The sequence below is a fragment of the Paenibacillus bovis genome (assembly GCF_001421015.2).
GTDB lineage: Bacteria > Bacillota > Bacilli > Paenibacillales > Paenibacillaceae > Saccharibacillus > Saccharibacillus bovis.
Genome location: NZ_CP013023.1, coordinates 4762027 through 4781675 on the forward strand (window position 1 = coordinate 4762027; position 19649 = coordinate 4781675).

The 19649-nt window shown below is 51.2% G+C and carries 18 protein-coding genes; 3 read left to right on the top strand and 15 right to left on the bottom strand.

The window, feature by feature from the left end; genetic code table 11:
- Positions 1 to 5 precede the first annotated feature (5 nt).
- From AR543_RS20270 to rph, 14 genes are all read right to left on the bottom strand, one after another.
- On the bottom strand, positions 6 to 1061 hold the full coding sequence (locus AR543_RS20270) for an isochorismatase family protein (protein WP_060536168.1): 1056 nt from the start codon (positions 1059 to 1061) through the stop codon (positions 6 to 8).
- Positions 1062 to 1208: 147 nt separating this feature from the next.
- The gene (locus AR543_RS20275; protein ID WP_060536861.1) at positions 1209 to 2846 is read right to left on the bottom strand and encodes a (2,3-dihydroxybenzoyl)adenylate synthase; all 1638 of its coding nucleotides are present in this window, start codon (positions 2844 to 2846) and stop codon (positions 1209 to 1211) included.
- Positions 2846 to 4102 carry an isochorismate synthase DhbC gene (gene dhbC / locus AR543_RS20280; protein ID WP_060536169.1) on the bottom strand — a complete coding sequence of 419 codons (1257 nt, stop codon included), beginning with the start codon at positions 4100 to 4102 and terminating at the stop codon, positions 2846 to 2848. Before dhbC ends, AR543_RS20275 begins: the two co-directional genes overlap by 1 nt.
- A 117-nt stretch (positions 4103 to 4219) precedes the next feature.
- Positions 4220 to 5002, bottom strand: a complete 783-nt coding sequence (locus AR543_RS20285; protein ID WP_060536170.1) for a 2,3-dihydro-2,3-dihydroxybenzoate dehydrogenase — start codon at positions 5000 to 5002, stop codon at positions 4220 to 4222.
- A gap of 136 nt (positions 5003 to 5138) precedes the next feature.
- Complete coding sequence (locus tag AR543_RS20290; protein WP_060536171.1) at positions 5139 to 5993, bottom strand: alpha/beta hydrolase; 855 nt, start codon at positions 5991 to 5993, stop codon at positions 5139 to 5141.
- 363 nt (positions 5994 to 6356) lie between these two features.
- Positions 6357 to 7316: an ABC transporter substrate-binding protein gene (locus AR543_RS20295; protein ID WP_227871791.1), complete on the bottom strand. Its 960-nt coding sequence runs from the start codon at positions 7314 to 7316 to the stop codon at positions 6357 to 6359.
- A 108-nt stretch (positions 7317 to 7424) separates the two neighbouring features.
- A complete protein-coding gene (locus AR543_RS20300) occupies positions 7425 to 8642 on the bottom strand; it encodes an ABC transporter substrate-binding protein (RefSeq protein ID WP_060536173.1) in 1218 nt (405 codons plus the stop codon).
- 310 nt (positions 8643 to 8952) lie between these two features.
- Positions 8953 to 9813, bottom strand: coding sequence for an STM4011 family radical SAM protein (locus AR543_RS20305; RefSeq protein WP_060536862.1), 861 nt, complete (start codon positions 9811 to 9813; stop codon positions 8953 to 8955).
- A 213-nt stretch (positions 9814 to 10026) separates the two neighbouring features.
- Positions 10027 to 11451 carry an STM4012 family radical SAM protein gene (locus AR543_RS20310; RefSeq protein WP_060536863.1) on the bottom strand — a complete coding sequence of 475 codons (1425 nt, stop codon included), beginning with the start codon at positions 11449 to 11451 and terminating at the stop codon, positions 10027 to 10029.
- Between the two features lie 60 nt (positions 11452 to 11511).
- Positions 11512 to 12297, bottom strand: a complete 786-nt coding sequence (locus tag AR543_RS20315; RefSeq protein ID WP_060536174.1) for an STM4013/SEN3800 family hydrolase — start codon at positions 12295 to 12297, stop codon at positions 11512 to 11514.
- A gap of 6 nt (positions 12298 to 12303) precedes the next feature.
- Positions 12304 to 13740 (bottom strand): STM4014 family protein, encoded by a 1437-nt coding sequence (locus AR543_RS20320; protein ID WP_145953937.1) that lies wholly within the window; start codon positions 13738 to 13740, stop codon positions 12304 to 12306.
- Positions 13713 to 14555, bottom strand: coding sequence for an STM4015 family protein (locus AR543_RS20325; protein WP_082472293.1), 843 nt, complete (start codon positions 14553 to 14555; stop codon positions 13713 to 13715). Before AR543_RS20325 ends, AR543_RS20320 begins: the two co-directional genes overlap by 28 nt.
- 352 nt (positions 14556 to 14907) lie before the next feature.
- Positions 14908 to 15534, bottom strand: coding sequence for an XTP/dITP diphosphatase (locus AR543_RS20330; protein WP_060536177.1), 627 nt, complete (start codon positions 15532 to 15534; stop codon positions 14908 to 14910).
- A complete protein-coding gene (rph, locus tag AR543_RS20335) occupies positions 15531 to 16289 on the bottom strand; it encodes a ribonuclease PH (RefSeq protein WP_060536178.1) in 759 nt (252 codons plus the stop codon). The genes AR543_RS20330 and rph overlap by 4 nt, the downstream gene beginning before the upstream one ends.
- 282 nt (positions 16290 to 16571) lie before the next feature.
- Between rph and AR543_RS20340 the strand changes: the two genes are divergently transcribed.
- Positions 16572 to 17159: a phosphatidylglycerophosphatase A family protein gene (locus tag AR543_RS20340; protein WP_060536179.1), complete on the top strand. Its 588-nt coding sequence runs from the start codon at positions 16572 to 16574 to the stop codon at positions 17157 to 17159.
- A gap of 178 nt (positions 17160 to 17337) precedes the next feature.
- Here AR543_RS20340 and AR543_RS20345 read toward each other — a convergent pair whose 3' ends face one another.
- Positions 17338 to 17994 carry a hypothetical protein gene (locus tag AR543_RS20345; RefSeq protein WP_060536180.1) on the bottom strand — a complete coding sequence of 219 codons (657 nt, stop codon included), beginning with the start codon at positions 17992 to 17994 and terminating at the stop codon, positions 17338 to 17340.
- Between the two features lie 162 nt (positions 17995 to 18156).
- On the opposite strand from AR543_RS20345, the gene AR543_RS20350 reads away from it, so the two are divergent.
- Together AR543_RS20350 and AR543_RS20355 are read left to right on the top strand one after the other, a co-directional pair.
- Positions 18157 to 19152 (top strand): arsenic resistance protein, encoded by a 996-nt coding sequence (locus AR543_RS20350; protein WP_174703773.1) that lies wholly within the window; start codon positions 18157 to 18159, stop codon positions 19150 to 19152.
- A 70-nt stretch (positions 19153 to 19222) separates the two neighbouring features.
- Positions 19223 to 19648 carry a hypothetical protein gene (locus tag AR543_RS20355; RefSeq protein WP_060536182.1) on the top strand — a complete coding sequence of 142 codons (426 nt, stop codon included), beginning with the start codon at positions 19223 to 19225 and terminating at the stop codon, positions 19646 to 19648.
- The last annotated feature ends 1 nt before the right edge of the window (position 19649 follow it).

Sequence of the window (19649 nt, forward strand, 5' to 3'; positions counted from 1 at the left end):
CAATTTCACAAGTAGTCTCCATTAGGCAGTACCTGCTCGCTGCGTGAATACAGCAGTCTGGCCCATACCGATAGTACAGGCTGCTCCGCCAGCTCCATAAAGCTGACTTCGCTGCCTTCTCTGCGCCATTGTTCGGACAATGTCATAATGCGTATGGAATCAAGCCCCCACTGCTGTACCAGATCATCAGTATCCGTAATATGCTCTGGCTGTTCACCCAGCATGGCAGCAACCTGAGTACGAATCCGGTTCAGCTGCACAGTGTATTCCGGTTGTTCCGACACAGCAGCAGCTTCCGATGCACCTGATGAGGGTGCAGAATAATCTGTGCCCATCGTATTGTCCCCGGAATGCGTTACCTCTGTCAGAGGCTGAGCAGATTCCGTCTGCATACCTACTCGAACGCCATCTACAGCTTCAGTGGCTCCCAGCTGCTTTAGCAGACAGTCTGTCGTTATCGTAACTGCGCAGCGTTCTGCTGCATATTCCAGCGCCATCCGGTGCTTTTGCTGCGAGAAATCCGCTACTGCATCACCAATCAGAAATGCCTGGATATCCTGCATAAAGGCTTCGCATGAAGTCATCAGGCAGCCGATATGGGCGTAGATTCCGCAGATCATCAGCTGATCCCGTCCCTGACGGCTCATCATCTCCGCCAGATCCGTTTTCTGAAAAGCGCTGTAGCGCCATTTGGTCATCAGAATATCCTGCTCATCCGGTTCCAGCTCGGGTACAATCCGCTTTTGATCCGGTCCGCCGTCGATACCGTTGCCCCAGAAGTCCAGCTGCAGCCCGCGCTGCTCTGGTGTCTGTCCGCCAGGCTGAGCGGAGTATACGACAGGAATGCTCTGCTCGTGGCAATAGTCGCGTAGTTGACGGGTATGTTCCAGCAGTTCAGATATCGGCGATTGATCACGAGCCGCAAAAGCATTTACAAAATAGTTTTGCATATCATGAATCAGCAGCACTGCTCGCTGCGGATCGGCAGTCCAGTTTACTTTGTTTACAGGAAATTCTGCTTCACCAGGCATTGGATAAGATTCTATTTTCGGAAGAGCCATTATCTATCACTCTCTTTCATGTCAGATTGATCTATAGGTAGTTGGATGGTCGATCGGTTGGTTATTGACCGTTATGGATAAGGGATAAAGGAAGAAGCCAATCCTGCTACATCGTCCCTGCTCTAATCGCTTCGTCGCAGATGTAGCTTATCGAACAGCTGACTGCTGTGCAATACGCTCACGCAGCGCTTTTTTACTGACTTTGCCGACACCGGTCTGGGGAAAATGATCTACAAATTCAATACGATCCGGAATTTTGTAGGCAGCGAGTCCACGCTCACGCAAAAATGTTTTGAGTTCCATTGCAGAAGGTGCAGCAGCTGCTCCATTCTCTGTCCTATCGGATCTTACAATAATAAAGGCACAGGAGCGCTCACCCAAATACATATCCGGCATAGAGACGAGCGCGGCATCAAACACAGCCGGATGGGCAAGCAGATGATTCTCTACTTCTTCGGCAGCCACCTTGTCTCCGCCGCGGTTGATCTGATCTTTGGCACGACCTTCGACAATCAGATAACCGGCTGGATTCAGCCGCGCCAGATCGCCTGTACGATAAAAGCCATCAGAGGTAAAGGAACGGGCATTATGCTCGTCAGCCTTGTAGTAGCCGCGGATGGTATAAGGTCCCCGTGCCAGCAGATGACCGGCTGTACCCGGCTCTACCTCATTGTCTTCCTCATCAACGATACGGATCTCGTCATACACTGACATTGGCTTGCCCTGTGTCTCGACAATGATCTCTTCGGGATCATCCAGACGTGTATAGTTCACCAGACCTTCGGCCATCCCGAATACCTGCTGCAGCTGGCAGCCCAGTACCGGCTTCACCCGACGAGCCGCTTCGGCACCCAGTTTGGCTCCGCCGACCTGCAGTACCTGCAGCGAGTCCAGATGTACATTCCGCGATACCGCTGCTTCCAGCCATACCAGTGCTAACGGAGGAACAAGCGCTGTAATAGTGACCTTTTCCTTGTCGATCAGGGCAAAAGCTTCATCCGGGCTGCCGCTTCGTGCCAGAACGATCTGTCCGCCCGCATAGATCGTCCCGAGCACACCGGGAGAACTAAGCGGATAATTATGGGCTACCGGCAGAACCGCCAGATATACACTGTGCTCATCCAGCTGGCATACTTCCACGCTGGCTCGCAGACTATACATATAATCATCATGGGTACGAGGAATCAGCTTGGATAGTCCTGTACTGCCGCCGGACAGCTGCAAAAAGGCCACATCGCTCGCCACCGGTTCCTGCGGAAGCTCTACCAAATCCTCGTACAGATCCTCCAGAGCCATATATTCTCCCGGCTCACCCGCTACAATAATATGCCGTAATCCCGGTGCTTCAGCTTTCACTTCAGCCGCCAGTGTACGATAATCATAGCCTGCCTCGATATCGGGAATAATATAAGCTTTCGCTTCGCTATAATTGGCAAAATAAATCACTTCCTGACGCCGATGCAGCGGTAGTGAAAAAACAGGCAACGCCCCTATACGAAACAGCGCAAAAATCACTTCAAAAAATGCCGGTATATTCGGCAGCTGTACAATAACCCGGTCCCCGGCAGCAATCCCCAGCCGGTTCAATCCGGTAGCAAGACGATCTACTCGCTGATCGAGCTGTGCGTAGGTGATACGCTGCTCTCCGCTGACCAGCACAACTTGTTCTCCATACGATTGGGCCTGCCTGCGCAGCAGCTGACCAAAGGTCTCGCCACTCCAGCAGCCGGTCTCGCGATAATATTGGGCCACCTTTTCAGGCCAAGGGGTAAATCCGGGTAATATCATTCCCGCTCCCTCCCTGCCGGTTGTGCAGAAGCTTCATCGATACGCATCGCGCGTAGCATAGTGCGCAGCTTGGCACTGGTCTCGGCCAGTTCCGCTTCAGCGGTAGAAGCTGCGACTATGCCAGCTCCGGCATACAGACGCAATCGCGGGCCACAGACTTCGGCGCAGCGGATCGTTACTGCCCATTCTCCATCTCCATCCTTGTTGCACCAACCTACCATGCCGGTAAACATTCCCCGGTCAAAAGGCTCTACCTGACGAATCAGATCACGCGCTGCTTCAGTCGGTGTACCGCAAATTGCCGGCGTCGGATGCAAAGCCGCAGCCAGTTCCAGTGAAGTAATCGACGGATCATCCAGGACCCCGGAGATTTCGGTCGATAAATGCCACATGGTCTCTGTCTGTACGAGAGACGGTTGATTCGGTACTTCCAGCTGGCCGCAATAAGGGCGCAGCGCAGCGACAACCGCGTCGATAACCACGGCATGCTCATGACGATCCTTGGCCGAGACGAGCAAAGCTTCCGCACGGCGGCGATCTTCCTGCGGGTCTGCACTTCGCGCGGCCGACCCTGCTAGTGGATTGGCCGTGAAGCGTCTTCCTTCCTTGCGAATCAGCAGTTCAGGACTTGCTCCGATCCAGACCGGATATTCCTCAGCTCTATCATTGGAGTCAAGCTGTCGTTCATGCTCCAGCGGTATATGAACAGCAAAGGTATACCCATGTGTATTCGCTGCAGCCAGATTATGCAGCAGTGCAGCGACAGGAATAGGGGCGCTACTCGTTAACTCCAGGGATCTGGACAAAACGACTTTCTCCAGATCTCCCTGACGCAGATGAACCAGCGCCTCCTCTACGCCCTGCTTGTACAGTTCTGCAGCCGGTACTTCCTGAAGTTCATAATCAGACAGTATGGAGCGCACAGAACCGGTCCATTCTCCGACAGTTCGTGGAGCAGCCCACTGTACCTGCTGCGGAATAACCAGACGGGCGGGAGACAGCTCCGGATCAAACGGAATCGCTCCTACCAGCACCGGCTGCGCCTGTCCCGAATCATAAGCCTGCTGTAGCAATGCAGTCACGCGATGGGAAAGGGACGACAGCTCCTCCTGCTCCACCTCGGGCAAACAAAGATAACTTCCCTCTGCCAGCAATGTATGCCAGGGAGAAGACCAGAAAAAGCAATGCTGATCCGTATATTGTTCCAGCAGCTGATGAGCCGGGACTGTTGTGTCTTGCTTGGTAGTAACCATGATGTTCATCCTTTCCTTCTTGCTGTATAGGTTGTATGGATATGGGCTATGCTGTTGCCAAGTCACGCGTTCTATTCCTGAAATGATGTCTGATGCCAGAAGATATATCGTATTGGGCTACACACCCATTGTCGCTCCGCCATCTACATATAATTCCTGCATTGTAATATGCCCTGCCTGATCAGAAGCCAGAAACAGGACCGCATTCGCTGCATCCTGTGCAACGGCGATTTTGCCAAGCGGAATACCCAGTCGAAAAGTATCCGGCGAGCCCTGGATGACCGTATCGATATTACTGCCCTGAGTCCACATCATCCGCTGCATCTCCGTATCGGTTGAGCCAGGAGCTACTACATTGCAGCGGATATGCTTTCTCGCATATTCCAATCCCAGACATTTGGTGAACATGGTAGCTGCCGCCTTGGAAGCTGCATAAGCTGACATTCGGGTACGCGGCACACCAGCAGCATTGGAGCTGACCGTAATAATACAGCCGGATTCCCTCGCTGCCATGGAGCCGATCACCGCCCGGCACATATGAAATACACCGGAAGTGTTAACAGCAAATGTCGCCTGCCAGTCTTCATCGCTCAGGGATTCTACTGTTCCCATCCGCAGGATACCGGCGACATTGACGAGAATATCGATAGGCCCCAGCTGCTGTTCGGCAGCCTGTACAACATGTTCTGCCTCTTCGCGGTTACTTACATCCAGTGCATACGCTCGGATTCGCTGCGCATCTCCGTATTCATCCGCAAGTGCCTGTACACCCGCGGCATTGCGGTCGGCAGCTGCCACGATAGCGCCATGCTGGAGCAGAGAGCGTACGACCGCTTCTCCAATCCCTTGGGCGGCGCCGGTGACAAGTGCCACTTTGCCTTCTATTCCTGTAAATGTCATTGTTATGCTCCTTGACTGTATGATGATGAACTAGCATTCGCCGGTTCATAAATAGTATTGGTATGATTATTTCTTGATGTATTGTTTATGATCCAAAGTCTATGCCGTTATCGATGGGCTATATAAAGCTTTATATCTACGGATGCAGGGCAAATCGCAGCGCACGGCTAATCAGGATCGGTACGACCGACAGATGATTCTCGTCCCTGTACTCGCGATACTCCATTTGCATACCGATCGTTTTCAGTACGGACAGCCGCTCGATAAGCTGTTCGGAGCGTTCGTTATTGCGAGCCGTATGTGTTCGCTCCAGCTCGCCCATCCCGATCAGCAGCGCGAGATGTTCGGCTGTCACTTTGCCGCTTTGACAATGGGCAACAAAACGCTGCTCCTCTTCATCCAGCAGCTGATGATTCCAATGAATCGACGGACTGCCAGCGATATAATATTGAAAAGCCTCCGGCTGGGTAAACAGCGTATGCAGAACAAACAGCCCGCCAAGCGAATGCCCGAATACTGCCTGCCGACGACGGTTGATCGGCAGCTCGGCTTCGATAGCCGGCTTCAGCTCCTGTTCCAGAAATGTCAGAAACTGATCGGCTCCTCCCTGCTCGGGAATAGGCGTACCATCTGGACGCTGCCGGTATTCACTCGTTGCACGGGGCGTATAATCGTAATAGCGACTGGCCGAAAAAGGCTCACTCGTCTCGTATCCGATACCGACGATAACAGCCGGTATGACGCCTGTTTTATCCGGTCGGCGTGTCTGCATCCGCATTGCATCCACTACTGTAGCGAATACCGAATTGCCATCCAGTAGATAAATGACCGGGTAGCCTGCCGCTGGTGGAGCACCGGTGGGCGTATAGACCATAATTTGATATATACAATCACCGACTGCCGATTTCATCTGCCACTGTCTGGATTGTGGAACTTCAATCCTTTGACTGACAGCTTCGGTAATCGGCTGTTCCATATTGTCGAGGGTCATACCGTTCCTTCTTTCTTGTTTATTAATTGATACTGATTATCATTACCAATTATATCGAACCCCTCCATGATCGCCATGGACCAAATCCAGAATTTCTTTGTCATATATCCAGATTTGGATAAGAATAATGGGCATAGAAAAATCCCCTTCAGCTCTTACAACACTTGGATTTGACCAGAGTCTGTATAGATCCGTAGGGGATTGAATGACTTACTGATAATCGTAAAACAGGATAATACCACGGGAGTTTATTTACATATTTTTCCATATTATAAGCAGTTGATTGTTATAAATCAGCCGAAATCCAACACCTTCGGTTATAAGCAAATCGTATTATTGTAGATGACTACAATACATTCCAGCTTACTGACCAATCGCTGCTACCACATCGTCCACCACTTTGCCGAATGCAATCAATCCACTGCCCAGCCAGTAAGAAGCATCCGCTTTATACACATGACCTGCTTGGACAGCCGGCATGGACTTCCATACTTCACTGGATGTCATTTCCTGTATACTGTTCGTACCCTGGCTGGATACATCTACCGTGAAAATGTAATCCGCATCGATATCTGCCAGCGATTCGGTTGCAATCATCGCCTTGCTGTCTTGCTGTACCAATGCCGGCTCACCAAGTCCCAGCTGCTTGTATACCACATAGCCGCTAAAATAATCCGGACTCATCAAGGTAACACCACGCGGAGCAAAGCGGATAATGGCCGCTTTGCGTCCGGCATCGGTTACGGACTTCAATTGGGCTTTGGCAGCGGCCAGCTTGGCTTCATACTGCTGGATCGCCTGCTTGGCTTGCTCTTGCTTGCCGAGCAAACCAGCGATAGTCTGCAGAGATTTTTCCGGATTGCCGGAAGCATTATTGAACACATACACCGGTGCAATTTTGGAATAACTCTCGTAGACGCCTTTTTCTGCATAATGAGAGGTATGTAAAATGATCAGATCCGGCTTGTAGTTCATAACCACTTCAGGTGACGGTAGACCGGAGGAAAAGTCCAGCTTCGGCACATCTTTGAGCTGATCGGCGAGATAGGGTTGCCCTTCCTGACCAGCCGACCATTGGGCAACAGGCGTTACGCCCAGTGTCAGTAGGGAATCTTCCAGATATGGTGCAAATACGCGCTGGGGCGCAGCCGGAATCGTAAGCTGATGTCCCTGCTCGTCTGTAACGGTCTGTTCACCGGCTGAAGCGGGTGGTGCCTGAGCGGCGGCTTCTTTCTCTGATCCTGCTGCTGATCCGGAATGGGCTGCTGGCGATCCGCATCCTGCCATCAGCAGGATGCAACCGATCAGAACAAGTATTGCCATGGAATAAAGACGCTGCCGGCGATTTGATTTTGGATGGGCGGCTTGATGGTGCCTATTCATAATGGATATCCACTCCTCTGATAATAGTTCTCATTTAAAAAAGTATAGTTACTTTACCTGCCAGTGACCATGGACAGTATCCTGCAGGGAGTTTGGACAATTTCCGGTAAATAGCAGTTCCGCTTCATCCAGCATCCGCATGATCGCCAGCGCCGAATATTCGCACCATGGATCGGAAGAGATAGAGGATACCTGCAGATTGCGTACTGCATGCAGTCGTTTCCAGCCTTCGGAATACTGCAGTGCCAGCCAGCTGGCCCGTGAGCCGGATTCCGGACAGACAGTAACCAGAATCCGCTCCGGATTCATCTCTTCCAGTTCGCGCAGGGTTACCGGCAGATGCCGATGGCCAGTCTCTGGACAAGCCGGACGGAGCTGAAGATCCTCGTAAAGCACTTCATCCAGTCCTCGGTTGCTGTATCTGTACATCTGCTCTCCATAAATGCGCAGCACAAGCAGACGGTCACTGCCTACAGCCGGATGAATTCGTTCACGCGCCAGCTGTACCCGCTGTTGATAGCGGCTAATCCAGCTCTCCGCCTGTTCTTCCCGACCAACAAAGCTGCCGATTATACGCAGCTGCTCCTGCCAGTTCATTTCACCGGCAGCTACGAACAGGGATGGAGCAATAGCCTGCAGCCTTTGCTGATCTGCCGGATCCATCCGGTCTGTACCGATGATCATATCGGGCCTTGTACGGATCAATCGCTCTACATTAGCTTCAAAAGATAGCGAGGTATACGGATCGCAAAGCTTGAGCGGAGTACGGATACCACTGCGATACGCATTATAGTAGTAGGCTGTCCATTTGGGATCGAGCGGAGCGGCAGCCGGAATAATATGTAGAGCCAGCAGATAGCCGGTAATCGGCGCGCAGCAGGCTGCTACGACTTTACGTGTATTTTTGGCATATTCGGACGGTGACACACCGACTTCCTTTTTGAATTTGCGGCTGAAATAAAATTCGTCACTGTAACCTATACTGATCGCGATATCCCTCAGCCTTTTACCGGTCTCGGTCAGACAACGCTTGGCATGAGCGATACGTATATCAGTTAGATAGTCCATCGCACTTTGCTGGAATGTTTTTTTGAACAGATCGACGAAGTACTTGGGACTGAGATTCGCCATATCGGCGAGCTGCTGGATCGAGATTGGCTCGTTATAATGCTGCTCCATAAAGGAACGGATTTCTGTCAGCGTCCTTTTGGATGTACCTCCTTGCAGAGAACGGGAGCGGGTGCTGTGTACTGTAGTCTTGGTCATGTGTTGAACTCTCCTTTCTTCATGGGGACGATTCATTATGCAGGACAGTCGCACATTATTGTAAGCGACACCGATTTTATAATAACCTGAAAATGATAATCATTATCACTAAGCTATCATACTTTTTTTCCTAAGTAAATCAGGATATGTAAATAAAAAGGCACTTCCTGCCAGCAGCGATGCCAGGGATAAACCTGAACAGCTGCGTATCGCAAGAAGTGCCTTTGCACACTATAAAGAATATGATTACTTTGAATCAGAAGGCTAATCCTGCTCGACCAGGCTCTGTCTGGTCTTGTAGGCTGAAGCATTATACATAGCCAGCCGGAATCCGCTCCAATATACGTTTACCATAAAGTTTCGCGAACGGCTGATCCGGCATATGAATGTAGCCGATATAGCAGCCGCACTGCTTCATTGCGCAGGGACGCACGACAGCAATATCCCTTAGACTGCGCCGGTAGATATTGCCGATCACCCGCTTGTCCTGATAGCAGCGCTTTACCATACCATTGCCCTGTATATAAAAAACATTCTGCCCGGCCAGACAGGATTGTCCCAGGCTGTCATAATCGCGCAGATTATATTCAAAATATGGATCAATCTGCTGCAGCTCGGCTACTTCTTCCGGACGATAATACGCCGGGCGGTCTTTGAACGCATTGATCCATACATATACATCCTCCGGCAGACGCGCCCGCAGCGAACGGATCGCCGGAAAGGCTTCGCGCAGACCGACAACTCCTGCACTGAAAGCAAGGCCCTGCTCATGCAGCTGCATTCCTTGACGCACAAAAAAATCCTCGCTTGTCTGTCCCGGATGATATGTCGCCCAAAAAGCCGCTTTGTCACGGTTCAGTTCAGCCGTCCAGTCCAGTTTGACCGACAGATTGGTCTGGATCGCCACTTTGTCCACATGCGGCAGATGCGACAGCTCTACCATCGCCCGGCGGTACCAACCGTGTACCAGTCCTTCTCCGTACGGATTGAAAAAGATGGACAGTCGATGCTGTTCCCTTTCCTGCTCGTGAACCCACTGCACAAAGCGTTCCAGCTGCTCACGATCCCTCTGCAGCGTCTCCCGGCTGTCTACCGTCTTGCTGAATGGGCAGTATGGACAGGCATAATTGCACGAAGACAGACTTCCCCGGTAATAGAGGGAAAATGACAGCTCCTGCTGTTGTGCATTTGAGTTTTGCCCATGCTGTTCTACAATCAGCTGCTCTCTATGCTGCTCGGCTGTGCGGCTAATTTCACTTCCATGAGGCATAGCCGAAGTATACTGCTCCATATCTTTCCTCCTTATCTATACACAGTTCCGAAAGCTGGATCGGTTCACCTATGACAGAATCGTTTCAACAAACTGCCCACTTTGCCAGAAGCTTTATCGGCCAACATAACTTTCCATTAATCCATAGACCTCCGGCGAGATCAGCCAGTCTCCGATGCTGTCCGAATAAGCCAGTCCTTCACGGGTCAATCGCAGTACTCCGGCCAGATCGCCAGCTGCATACGTACTCGCTGCATCATTTCCCTCTACCGAAAAGGCAGAGCCTTCAATTTCGGCGAGTCCGGTCCAGATTAGATTGCGCAGCTCCGGCAGATCGTCCAGCGGCGACGTACCAAATCGCTGACGGTAAGCAGACAGCTCCAGGCCTTCGCGATGCAAAATAGCTTTGAGAACAAAACGACGCTTGCGCTCCTGTTCATTCAGTACAAATCCGTAATCAGCCGTGTCATAACGCTCTGCAGCCACATAATCGGCAATAATACTGCGAGTCGCCGCTGTACTCACTCCATAGCGTGAAGCATAATGCACATCCTGGGTATAGGATCGTGCTCCGCAGCCCAATCCGGCCATGCCTTCTTCCTGACAGCTGTAAGGCAGCAGTTCTTTGGATGAATGAAAATCCCTGGCGAATCGACGCATCGAATATTGGGTGTAGCCTGCCGCTTCGAGTCGATCTACTGCAGCCCGATACAGCTGCAGCCGGATATCCTGTTCCAGACCGGTCTGGCCCGGCTTGAGGATCGTATTTTCCCGGACATACAGCGGATAAATAAAAATCTCTCCCGGCTTATAGGATAATGCCTGCTCTACTGAATACAGCCAGGACTCTACAGTCTGACCGGGCAATCCATAAATCAGATCCACGTTTAGCAGCGGAAAATTATATTCGGTCAGCATATCCAGCGCCTGGCGTACCAGAGCCGGCTTTTGTGGGCGATAAATAGCCGCACTCTCGGCTTCGATAAAGCTCTGAATACCCATGCTCACCCGGTCGGTTCCACGGCGCTTCAGAATATCCAGCCGTTCCGGGGTTACCGTATCCGGTGATGTCTCTACCGAAATCGACACCTGCGCCGGATTCAATCCCATAATATGCTCGGCGATATCAAACAGCCGCTCCAGCTGCTCCGGTGCCAGCAGCGTCGGTGTACCGCCACCGATAGCAAAGCGGGAAAACGGCCGTGCCGACAAGATCGGCGCCCATTGCTTGGCCTGGCGTTCCAGTGCATCCACATACTCTTTATGTACATCTGCCCGCTTGTCCGGCAATGTAAACAGATTGCAGAATCCGCAGCGCGCCGCGCAGAACGGAATATGCATATACAGAAAATAGCTGTCCAGCTGTTCTTTTGACCATAATTGCTGAAGAGGATAAGGAGGGTCCAGTTCACGATATGCCGTCTTGTGCGGGTAGGAATACAGATACGAGCGATAAGGGGCTTCGGTAATCTGGCGGTTCCATTCCTGCAGTTCAGGTGTCCATTCCAGAGGGGTTAGGGCATGGAGCGGTAATTGCATAGGCTCCTGGTTCATGGTGTAACACTCCTTTTTGTACATTCTGACTCACTGCTGTGCCTGTTACAGGAAAAATTCACGATAGGGCACATTCCATACTACTTCATGCGCGAGCCGGTGACCTTCATATCCATCTTCGCCATAGGCGGTGCCATGATCGGAGAAGACCAGACAGAAGACCGGACGCTGCCGTTTGCGCAGCGCTTCGAACAGTCGTCCTAGCTCGCCATCCACATAACGCAGAGCAGCCCGCTGGCTGTCTACCGAATCATAGTGGGTACCAGGAATAAAATAATGATTGGGTCCATGGATCGCAGACACATTCATAAACAAAAACAATTTTTGCTGCTCGTCCGCGCCATCCAGCAGTTTAAGCGCGTGGTTTACCTGATTTTCAGTCGAACGCGGATTGGTCACACCAAAATTCATCCGCCAGTAGCTTTCCTGGAAATAACCGGGCAGCACTTTGGATAATTTATTTTTTTTAGTAAAAAAGATCACGCCACCGATACAGATCGTCCGGTAGCCTTCCCCGGCGAGTCCGGACACGATATCCGGCGCGTCAAACAGCCATGTATTCGGATTTGTGCGCAGTCCGCTGTTTTTGCCGTGGAACAGACGTACATGAGAAGCCTTGTCCGTATTGGCAGGTGTCGGCAGGAAGCCGCCAAAAAAAGCATGATGCGCCGCATACGTAAAGCTGCCCGGCGTATGGCGCTTTTCCCAGGAACCTGATCGGCATAGATTCGGACAGTTCTCTTCTTCCAGTTTGGCAGCATCGTAGCGCAGCGTATCCAGCGTAATCATCACAATATCATGGCTGCCTACCACTTCGTTCATATTGATCATGTTTTATTATTTCCTTTCCAGCCAGCGGGCGAGCTCCCATTCATAGGCGCCCATCTCCTGATGCTGTACATAATAAAGCAAATCACCAAACGGATTCACATCCGCGATCAGCGGCATACCTCCGCCGGCAGGCACAAGCACATCCATACCCGCACAAAAAGAACCCGGAAATGCAGCAAGACCAGCCAGTGCCGTAGCCTGGATATTTTCCCTGATCGCTGCGGACAGACCGGTTTGCTCCAGCAGCATCCGTTCATTGCGCAGATGCAGATTCGTTATCGGTGTCCGGCTGAGCCGTACTACCGCGTGACCAGCCTGTCCGCCGCAGACGAGCTGGCGTATATCGTAAGCTTTGCCATCCAGCATGTCTTTGCTGATCCAGCGCTCCACATGCATGCCTTCCTGTCCTACCCAGTCTATAATTCGGCGGATCGTCCCGTGATCGGTATACCGCCGAAGTCTGCCGGAATTGTAAATGATCGTCTCTCCGTTCCACTGCTCGATCCCTACTGTAGTCGAAGCAATCTCTGCTCCTGTACGGGGATGATACTGGTAGGCAATCACACCCGAAGCACCGGAACCGCAGAACAGTTTGACAAATACGCGGTGTATTTTCTGCTGCTCCATCAGCTGTCGCAGCGAATCATAGCTGCTCGGTATTTCTTCAACAGAGGGAGCCAGTGCATTCGGTACATTTACCCCTGCCTGATCCAGCCAATTGGAGCAGCGACGTTTGTCGAACATAAGAGCGGCTTCCACCGGATCATTCATCCATCTGCCACAGGGCAGGTCACGCTGCACTTCCGCGCGCAGCCAGGACAGTAATCGGCACCAGCCACGGAACCACTGGGCCGGATACAGCACACGTCCATGATATGGTTCCAGCCGTCTGGCAAGGGCGGCTGCTATCGAACTTCCCTGTGTATGATCAGGTAGAGGCAGCAGATCATCATTGGTCCAGCCTTCGGCATCGTCGGCTCCCAGGGCAATCAATCCACGCTCTACTGCTATATTCTCACCCGGTGCATCCAGACGCAGGGTGAGCGGACCGGATCGCAGATTCGCTGTTAACACCTGCTTTTCTGCAATATTATCCATGTGCATCCTGTGATTAGACCATTCGTTATCCTCCAAAGAGACAGGATGTCCCGATTCAGCTGCTTTTTCGTTCCCTGCGACACTATGTTTATTCATGGATGGAAAAGAGGCTCCTGCCTGGATAAGACGCCTGTTATCCTGCCTCCGAATCAGACTTTCCAATAGATCAATCAGGCGATCGCCTGCACGAATCGCCTGCAGCAACCGGATATAGGGAACCTCCATCGCAGCAGGCTGTCCATGATACTGCAGAGCCTGCTGCCAGCCGGTCGTTCGTTTATTGCCGGGATTACCAAACAGAATCGTATAAGAACGCATTACTCCGTCAGTGACGGATAACGCCACTCATCATCCAGATCCTGCTGATCGTCGAGTGTAACATTCACTCCGCTGCTGCGCCATTTGAGCACCAGGCTATCCGACATATAATGATAATTCAGATTAAGATGCTTCAAACTCCGCACCGCTTCGCTATTTAGCAGCGCTTCTCCGCCTTTGTCCGTTAATGTGCCTTCGGACAGATCCAGTTCTTCCAGCTGCTGCAGTACCGGTGCATTAGCTGCGGCGATCGCAATCTCGTCCTGCAGCTCACTGTCCTTGAGTCCGAGAGAGGTCAGTTTGAGAAATGGATTCTCGTACAGGAAAGGCAGAATATCCCGCTCCAGATCCCCATCAAACCCGTAATTGTCCACGCCCAGATACAGTTCCAGCTTGCGCAGTTCCGGCAGCTTGGCTTTCAGGATCGATTGCAGCACTGTCGATGGCAATCCGCCACAGATAATCGTCAGTTCCTGCAAACGCGCATGTTCCAGCGGTTCCAGCGCAAGATCTGTACTGCCTTTGATGATAAAAGATTCCAGCTGCGGATAGGCCGCCAGCAGTGGACCCAGATTGGTCTGGTTGATCCAGGATACTTCGCACTCTTCGTAGCTCATATCACCGATAAACAGTTTGCGCAAATTGGGGAAATGACTGCTTGCTGCAATCAGCGTCGGCAGAAATTCCTGCGCCGACTCTTCATAGGCAGCGCCCCAGTCGCCGATGATCAGACTGGTCAGAGCCTGGCTTTTCTCGGCATCCTGTGCCAGTTCTTCAATCAGGGGAGCCAGTTTGACGCCATCTTCATAAGCATCAAAATCCACACTCAATTTGATTTCCATTATGTATTCCTCCGTTTCATATACTGACAGACCAGTAATGCACTACTAACGACTATTTTACATGAGTAAACATCTATAAATCAAAGGCTTCAGCTCGCTTGGGTTGATTTATTTTGTTCATGATCAAGCCGGTTATTTCACTGCCCTATCCTGTTGCCTGATAGGTATGCTGTCTCTTCTAACCGACATGCCCTGCTACTATCTGCAGCTCGTATACTTTTAAGCAATCCATGCAAAAAAAGCTGCACAACCCCCAGGGGCTGTACAGCTTTCAGTTGAATATTTGCCTGAATAACTGAATAAAACAAGAGTCTTGCACATATCGAACACAATACTGACAGAATCGATAAATTTATTGTTCCAGCTGGGCAACCAGACTGCGCAGTGCAGCACCGCGGTGGCTGATACTCTGCTTCTGCTCGATGGTCAGATCAGCCATGGTCTTGTTCTCGGAAGGAACATAGAACAGCGGATCATAGCCGAATCCCTTATTGCCTGACGGTTCGGAAGTAATCCAGCCTTCCACGGTTCCTTCGGCGGTCAGCTTTTCACCGGTTGCCGGATCATACAATACCAGGCTGCATACAAAACGTGCCGTACTAAGCAGCGGCTGTTCGGTATCTTCACCCAGCTGCAGCTGCTCCAGCGCATCCAGCAGCTTGGCGTTATTGTCGGCATCGGTTGCCTGTTCCCCGGCATAACGGGCCGAATATACACCCGGCGCGCCGTCAAGACGATCGACACAAAGACCGGAATCGTCTGCGAGTACCGGTACACCCAGTGCATCAGCGACCGTTTTCGCTTTTTTGAACGCATTCTCGGCAAACGTTGTGCCGTCTTCTACAACTTCCGGCAGATCCGGATAATCATACATACTGCGCACTTCCAGTCCATACGGAGCCAGGGCATGCGTAAATTCGAGCACTTTGCCTTTATTTCGGGTCGCAACAATAACGGTATTGCCGCTCACCTTTTTCATACCTGTGCGCCTGCCTGTCCGCTCGTGATTTTGAGCGCGATCGGTCCGAGGACTTCTTTTTGCAGCTCAATCATCTGCTGAATACCCTGTTCACCCAGCTCCAGCATCTGATCCAGCTCTTTGCGGGTAAATGGACGATCTTCGCCGGTTCCCTGCAGCTCTACAAATTCACCGGTACCCGTCATAACGACGTTCATATCGACTTTGGCTTTGGAATCTTCTTCATAGTTCAGATCCAGTACTGCACGGTCGCCTACGATACCTACGCTGACCGAAGCCAGATAATCGGTAATCGGGAAACGTGCCAGCTTGTGCTGTACTGCCAGTTTGTCCATTGCCATTGCCAGTGCTACAAATGATCCGGTGATAGACGTAGTGCGTGTACCGCCATCTGCCTGGATCACGTCACAGTCTACGGTAATGGTACGCTCACCAAGTGCCTGCAAGTCTACGATCGAGCGCAGTGCGCGTCCGATCAGACGCTGGATTTCCATAGTGCGTCCGCCCAGCTTGCCTTTGGCGGCTTCACGCTGGTTGCGTGTCTGGGTTGCGCGTGGCAGCATCGAGTACTCGGCGGTAACCCAGCCTCTACCCTGTCCTTTCATAAAATGAGGAACACGTTCTTCGACCGAAGCTGTGCACAGTACTTTGGTATCTCCTACTTCGATATACACGGAACCTTCCGCGTATTTATTGACATTGGGTGTTATTTTCAAAGGGCGCAATTCATTTTGCTGCCGTCCATTGATTCTCATGGTTGTCTGCCTCCTGCTTCTTATTTCGCATCCTTATTCTAACAAACCTCTCTCCTAAAAGCACCCTTAACCGTGAATTGACCGGAATCGCTCCAAAACAGACTTTTCAAATCACCTGCCAATACGCTTCCCTGCCTTCTGGTTAACAGCAGGTATGCGCAGGTTAATATACAAAATATATACGGCTGCATACTGACCGTCTCCTGCGCCCGGATCGGCGGATCATGCACGGTTTGTTTATGCAGCCGATTACAGTCATATAGAGAGAGGTGTCTATCCATCATGGAAAATAAAGAATCCGGCAAAATGCCTTATAGTCTGCACAGTCTGAACGTAGAGCAGGCGACCCGGGAATGGCTGACCAAGCGCGGAGTCAGCATACGCGAAATTGCGGAGCTGGTCCTTTTTCTCCAGCAGAGCTATTATCCGGATCTGACGATTGAAGAGTGCGAGCAGAGTGTCAACAAGGTACTAATGAAGCGCGAAGTACAAAATGCGCTGCTGACAGGAGTACAGCTGGATATTCTCGCAGAAAAAGGGCAGCTGATCTCGCCGCTGCAGGAGATGATCGAGAATGACGAAGGATTGTACGGAGTCGATGAGATTCTGGCCTTTGCGATTGTAAATGTATATGGCAGTATCGGGTTCACCAACTATGGTTATATCGACAAACTGAAGCCCGGTGTACTGGGACGGTTGAACGACAAGAGTCTGGGCCCCATCCATACGTTCTTTGACGATATTGTCGGTGCGATTGCAGCCGCAGCCAGCAGCCGGATTGCTCACGGACGACAGATGGATGATGAGCAGCATCTTGTCGATACCGCCCAGGTAGAATTACCCGAAGATGATGAAGCCAACGAACATTGAGACTGACTAACGGTATGGGTAGAGAAAACCGAATGAAGTTTGCTGTACAGTACAGTGGAAAAACAAAATAACCTTATACTCAGCAAAAAAAACACCTGCTGCTATCATCATGCTATAGCAGCAGGTGTTTTTGTTTTGGCTTTATTTATGATCATGGTAAACACGTTCTTGCCGACGGCTAGCGTGGCAGCGGCGGCGGATCTTCCTCATGCTTCGGTTCCTCCGCTGCACGATGGGTGAGCTTGATATCCGGGCTGCGCCAGCGATAACGCTGCTCCTCACGCTCTTTGCGTTCTTTGCCTTCGCTGGCAATCCATTTGAGTACGAGCAGCCAGATCAGACACACCGCAGTAAACACATAAATCAGACGCATCGGCAACAGTCCCGTATAATTACGGATCAGCATACCCGATAGCAGCAGCAGTTCCAGTACCGGAAACAGCAGCACCGACAGAAAACGGGAAGGCAGCTGCTGTCCATGGCGCTTGCGGACAATCAGCGTAGGAATAATATACGCCAGCGTAATATATAATGCGATCAGGGCAAAACCGTTACTCAGCCGTCCACCATATGTAGTGAACGGGATAAAAGCTGCTGACCATCCCTGGCGCATTCCAATATTGAGCAGGCTGGTCACTCCCTGCACCACCGTTACAGCAAGACCGGTGTAAACAAGTGCAGAACGCCAGCGATACCATCTTGAACGTTTGTTGTCAGACAGCATCGACATGCTGCCAAATATACCGATCATTGCCGCAATCAGCAATGACAAATAAGCGAATAAGCGTAATCCCTGTACAATCAGATCTATTGCCGTGCTGTCTGCATTGTTCATGGTGTGTGCCCCTTTCGTAGCCTGGGCTGTAATAGTGTGTTTATTGTAAAAGAGATAGCTTAAGATATGATGAAAAAGCAATTAATTCCAGTTAAATCCTGCCTGGGCGACAAAACGTTGTATGATATAATCGAACAAAAACAAAAGGAGCCCCTGCGCTTGATGACAAGAGAAGCTCTCGAACGTCAACAAATCTGGATTTATCTACTGCTGCTTGTACTCGGTATCTTTATCGGTACTTTTGCGCCTGCAGGCGGAGCGACACTGGACATACTCCTGTCTCCTTTGCTGGCGATATTGTTATACAGCATGTTTGTACAGATCCCTTTTATACATATCAGAAAAAGCATGGGCAATGCAATATTCATGACTGCCCTGCTGCTTGTTAATTTTGTAATCGTGCCCCTGGTTGTAGGGCTATTGATCCTGCTGTTCCCGCAGCCAACACCGGTCCTGATCGGAATCTGCCTCGTGCTGCTGACTCCCTGCATTGACTATGTGATCGTATTTACCGGACTGGGACGCGGCAATGAACAGCTGATGCTGGCAGCGACACCACTGCTCCTTATTGTACAGCTGATTCTGCTGCCATTCTACCTTCGCCTTTTTGTCGGTACATCGGCGGCGAAGATCATGCAGGCCGGGCCTTTTATTTCTACATTTATTATGCTGATCCTGATTCCGCTGCTGCTGGCGATCATTACCCAGCTGTGGGCGAAGCGGCGGCCCACCGGCAGTCGATGGCAGCAGCTGACCGCCTGGCTGCCCGTTCCCATGATGGGGCTGGTACTATTGGTAATTACCGCTTCACAGATTCACCGGGTATATGAGGATATGGAGATTGTCATCGGCGTACTGCCGATCTATGTACTATTTGCACTTTTAATGCCTGTGATAGCAAGTCTGGTCGCGCGAATCTTCCGGCTGGATCTTGGTGCAGGCCGGGCGCTGATCTTCAGCTCCAGCACACGCAATTCGCTGGTTGTGCTGCCGTTGGCCCTTGCGCTGCCTCCCTCATGGGCGCTTACTGCTGCCGCTGTAATCGTAACCCAGACGATGATCGAACTGATCGCGGAGCTGATCTATATCCGGGTCGTCCCCTCCCTGCTGATGCGTTCACAGACTGCTGAGAAGGAAAGGCTCCCGGCGGGTAATTAACAAGAGAATCATGCCTAACACATCATATCCTGACTGATCCCAATTCACCTTAACGATAGGAGTGGCCTGCATGTCGGACGAAGTTCACCGGATACACAAGATTCCTTTTAGTAAAATCAGCGGTCTGCTGAATATCAGGCAAAAGATCGTTAATGTCTATCCCGATCATGTCAACAAAATGGTCATTGTCGAGACGGAAAAGCTGTCCCGCAAAGTGGATACGGTAGTCATAGAGGTCAAAAACAATTATCTCGATATCCGTAAAATGACTGCTGCCGAGTACAATCAGCGTCCCTATGAGCCTCATGTAGCGGACAAGCTCAAAGCCCTGCTCGACGATGCCGAGCGCGATGCCATGCTGCACAGTCTCCAGCATACGATTCGTCATACCGAGATTCAGCTGGATCACGAAGAATCCCCGCAGCTCCGGGAGCAGAGCGAGCAATTTCTGAGCCACGCCCGGCGGGCATTGTCCAAACTGACTGATGGTGTCTAAA

What these genes read in the sequence shown, in the direction of transcription:
- AR543_RS20270 (WP_060536168.1), bottom strand. Translation starts at nt 1,061, where the DNA reads ATGGCTCTTCCGAAAATAGAATCTTATCCAATGCCTGGTGAAGCAGAA.
- dhbC (WP_060536169.1), bottom strand. Translation starts at nt 4,102, where the DNA reads ATGGTTACTACCAAGCAAGACACAACAGTCCCGGCTCATCAGCTGCTG.
- AR543_RS20285 (WP_060536170.1), bottom strand. Translation starts at nt 5,002, where the DNA reads ATGACATTTACAGGAATAGAAGGCAAAGTGGCACTTGTCACCGGCGCC.
- AR543_RS20290 (WP_060536171.1), bottom strand. Translation starts at nt 5,993, where the DNA reads ATGACCCTCGACAATATGGAACAGCCGATTACCGAAGCTGTCAGTCAA.
- AR543_RS20295 (WP_227871791.1), bottom strand. Translation starts at nt 7,316, where the DNA reads ATGGCAATACTTGTTCTGATCGGTTGCATCCTGCTGATGGCAGGATGC.
- AR543_RS20300 (WP_060536173.1), bottom strand. Translation starts at nt 8,642, where the DNA reads ATGACCAAGACTACAGTACACAGCACCCGCTCCCGTTCTCTGCAAGGA.
- AR543_RS20310 (WP_060536863.1), bottom strand. Translation starts at nt 11,451, where the DNA reads ATGCAATTACCGCTCCATGCCCTAACCCCTCTGGAATGGACACCTGAA.
- AR543_RS20315 (WP_060536174.1), bottom strand. Translation starts at nt 12,297, where the DNA reads ATGATCAATATGAACGAAGTGGTAGGCAGCCATGATATTGTGATGATT.
- AR543_RS20325 (WP_082472293.1), bottom strand. Translation starts at nt 14,555, where the DNA reads ATGGAAATCAAATTGAGTGTGGATTTTGATGCTTATGAAGATGGCGTC.
- AR543_RS20330 (WP_060536177.1), bottom strand. Translation starts at nt 15,534, where the DNA reads ATGAAAAAGGTGAGCGGCAATACCGTTATTGTTGCGACCCGAAATAAA.
- rph (WP_060536178.1), bottom strand. Translation starts at nt 16,289, where the DNA reads ATGAGAATCAATGGACGGCAGCAAAATGAATTGCGCCCTTTGAAAATA.
- AR543_RS20340 (WP_060536179.1), top strand. Translation starts at nt 16,572, where the DNA reads ATGGAAAATAAAGAATCCGGCAAAATGCCTTATAGTCTGCACAGTCTG.
- AR543_RS20345 (WP_060536180.1), bottom strand. Translation starts at nt 17,994, where the DNA reads ATGAACAATGCAGACAGCACGGCAATAGATCTGATTGTACAGGGATTA.
- AR543_RS20350 (WP_174703773.1), top strand. Translation starts at nt 18,157, where the DNA reads ATGACAAGAGAAGCTCTCGAACGTCAACAAATCTGGATTTATCTACTG.
- AR543_RS20355 (WP_060536182.1), top strand. Translation starts at nt 19,223, where the DNA reads ATGTCGGACGAAGTTCACCGGATACACAAGATTCCTTTTAGTAAAATC.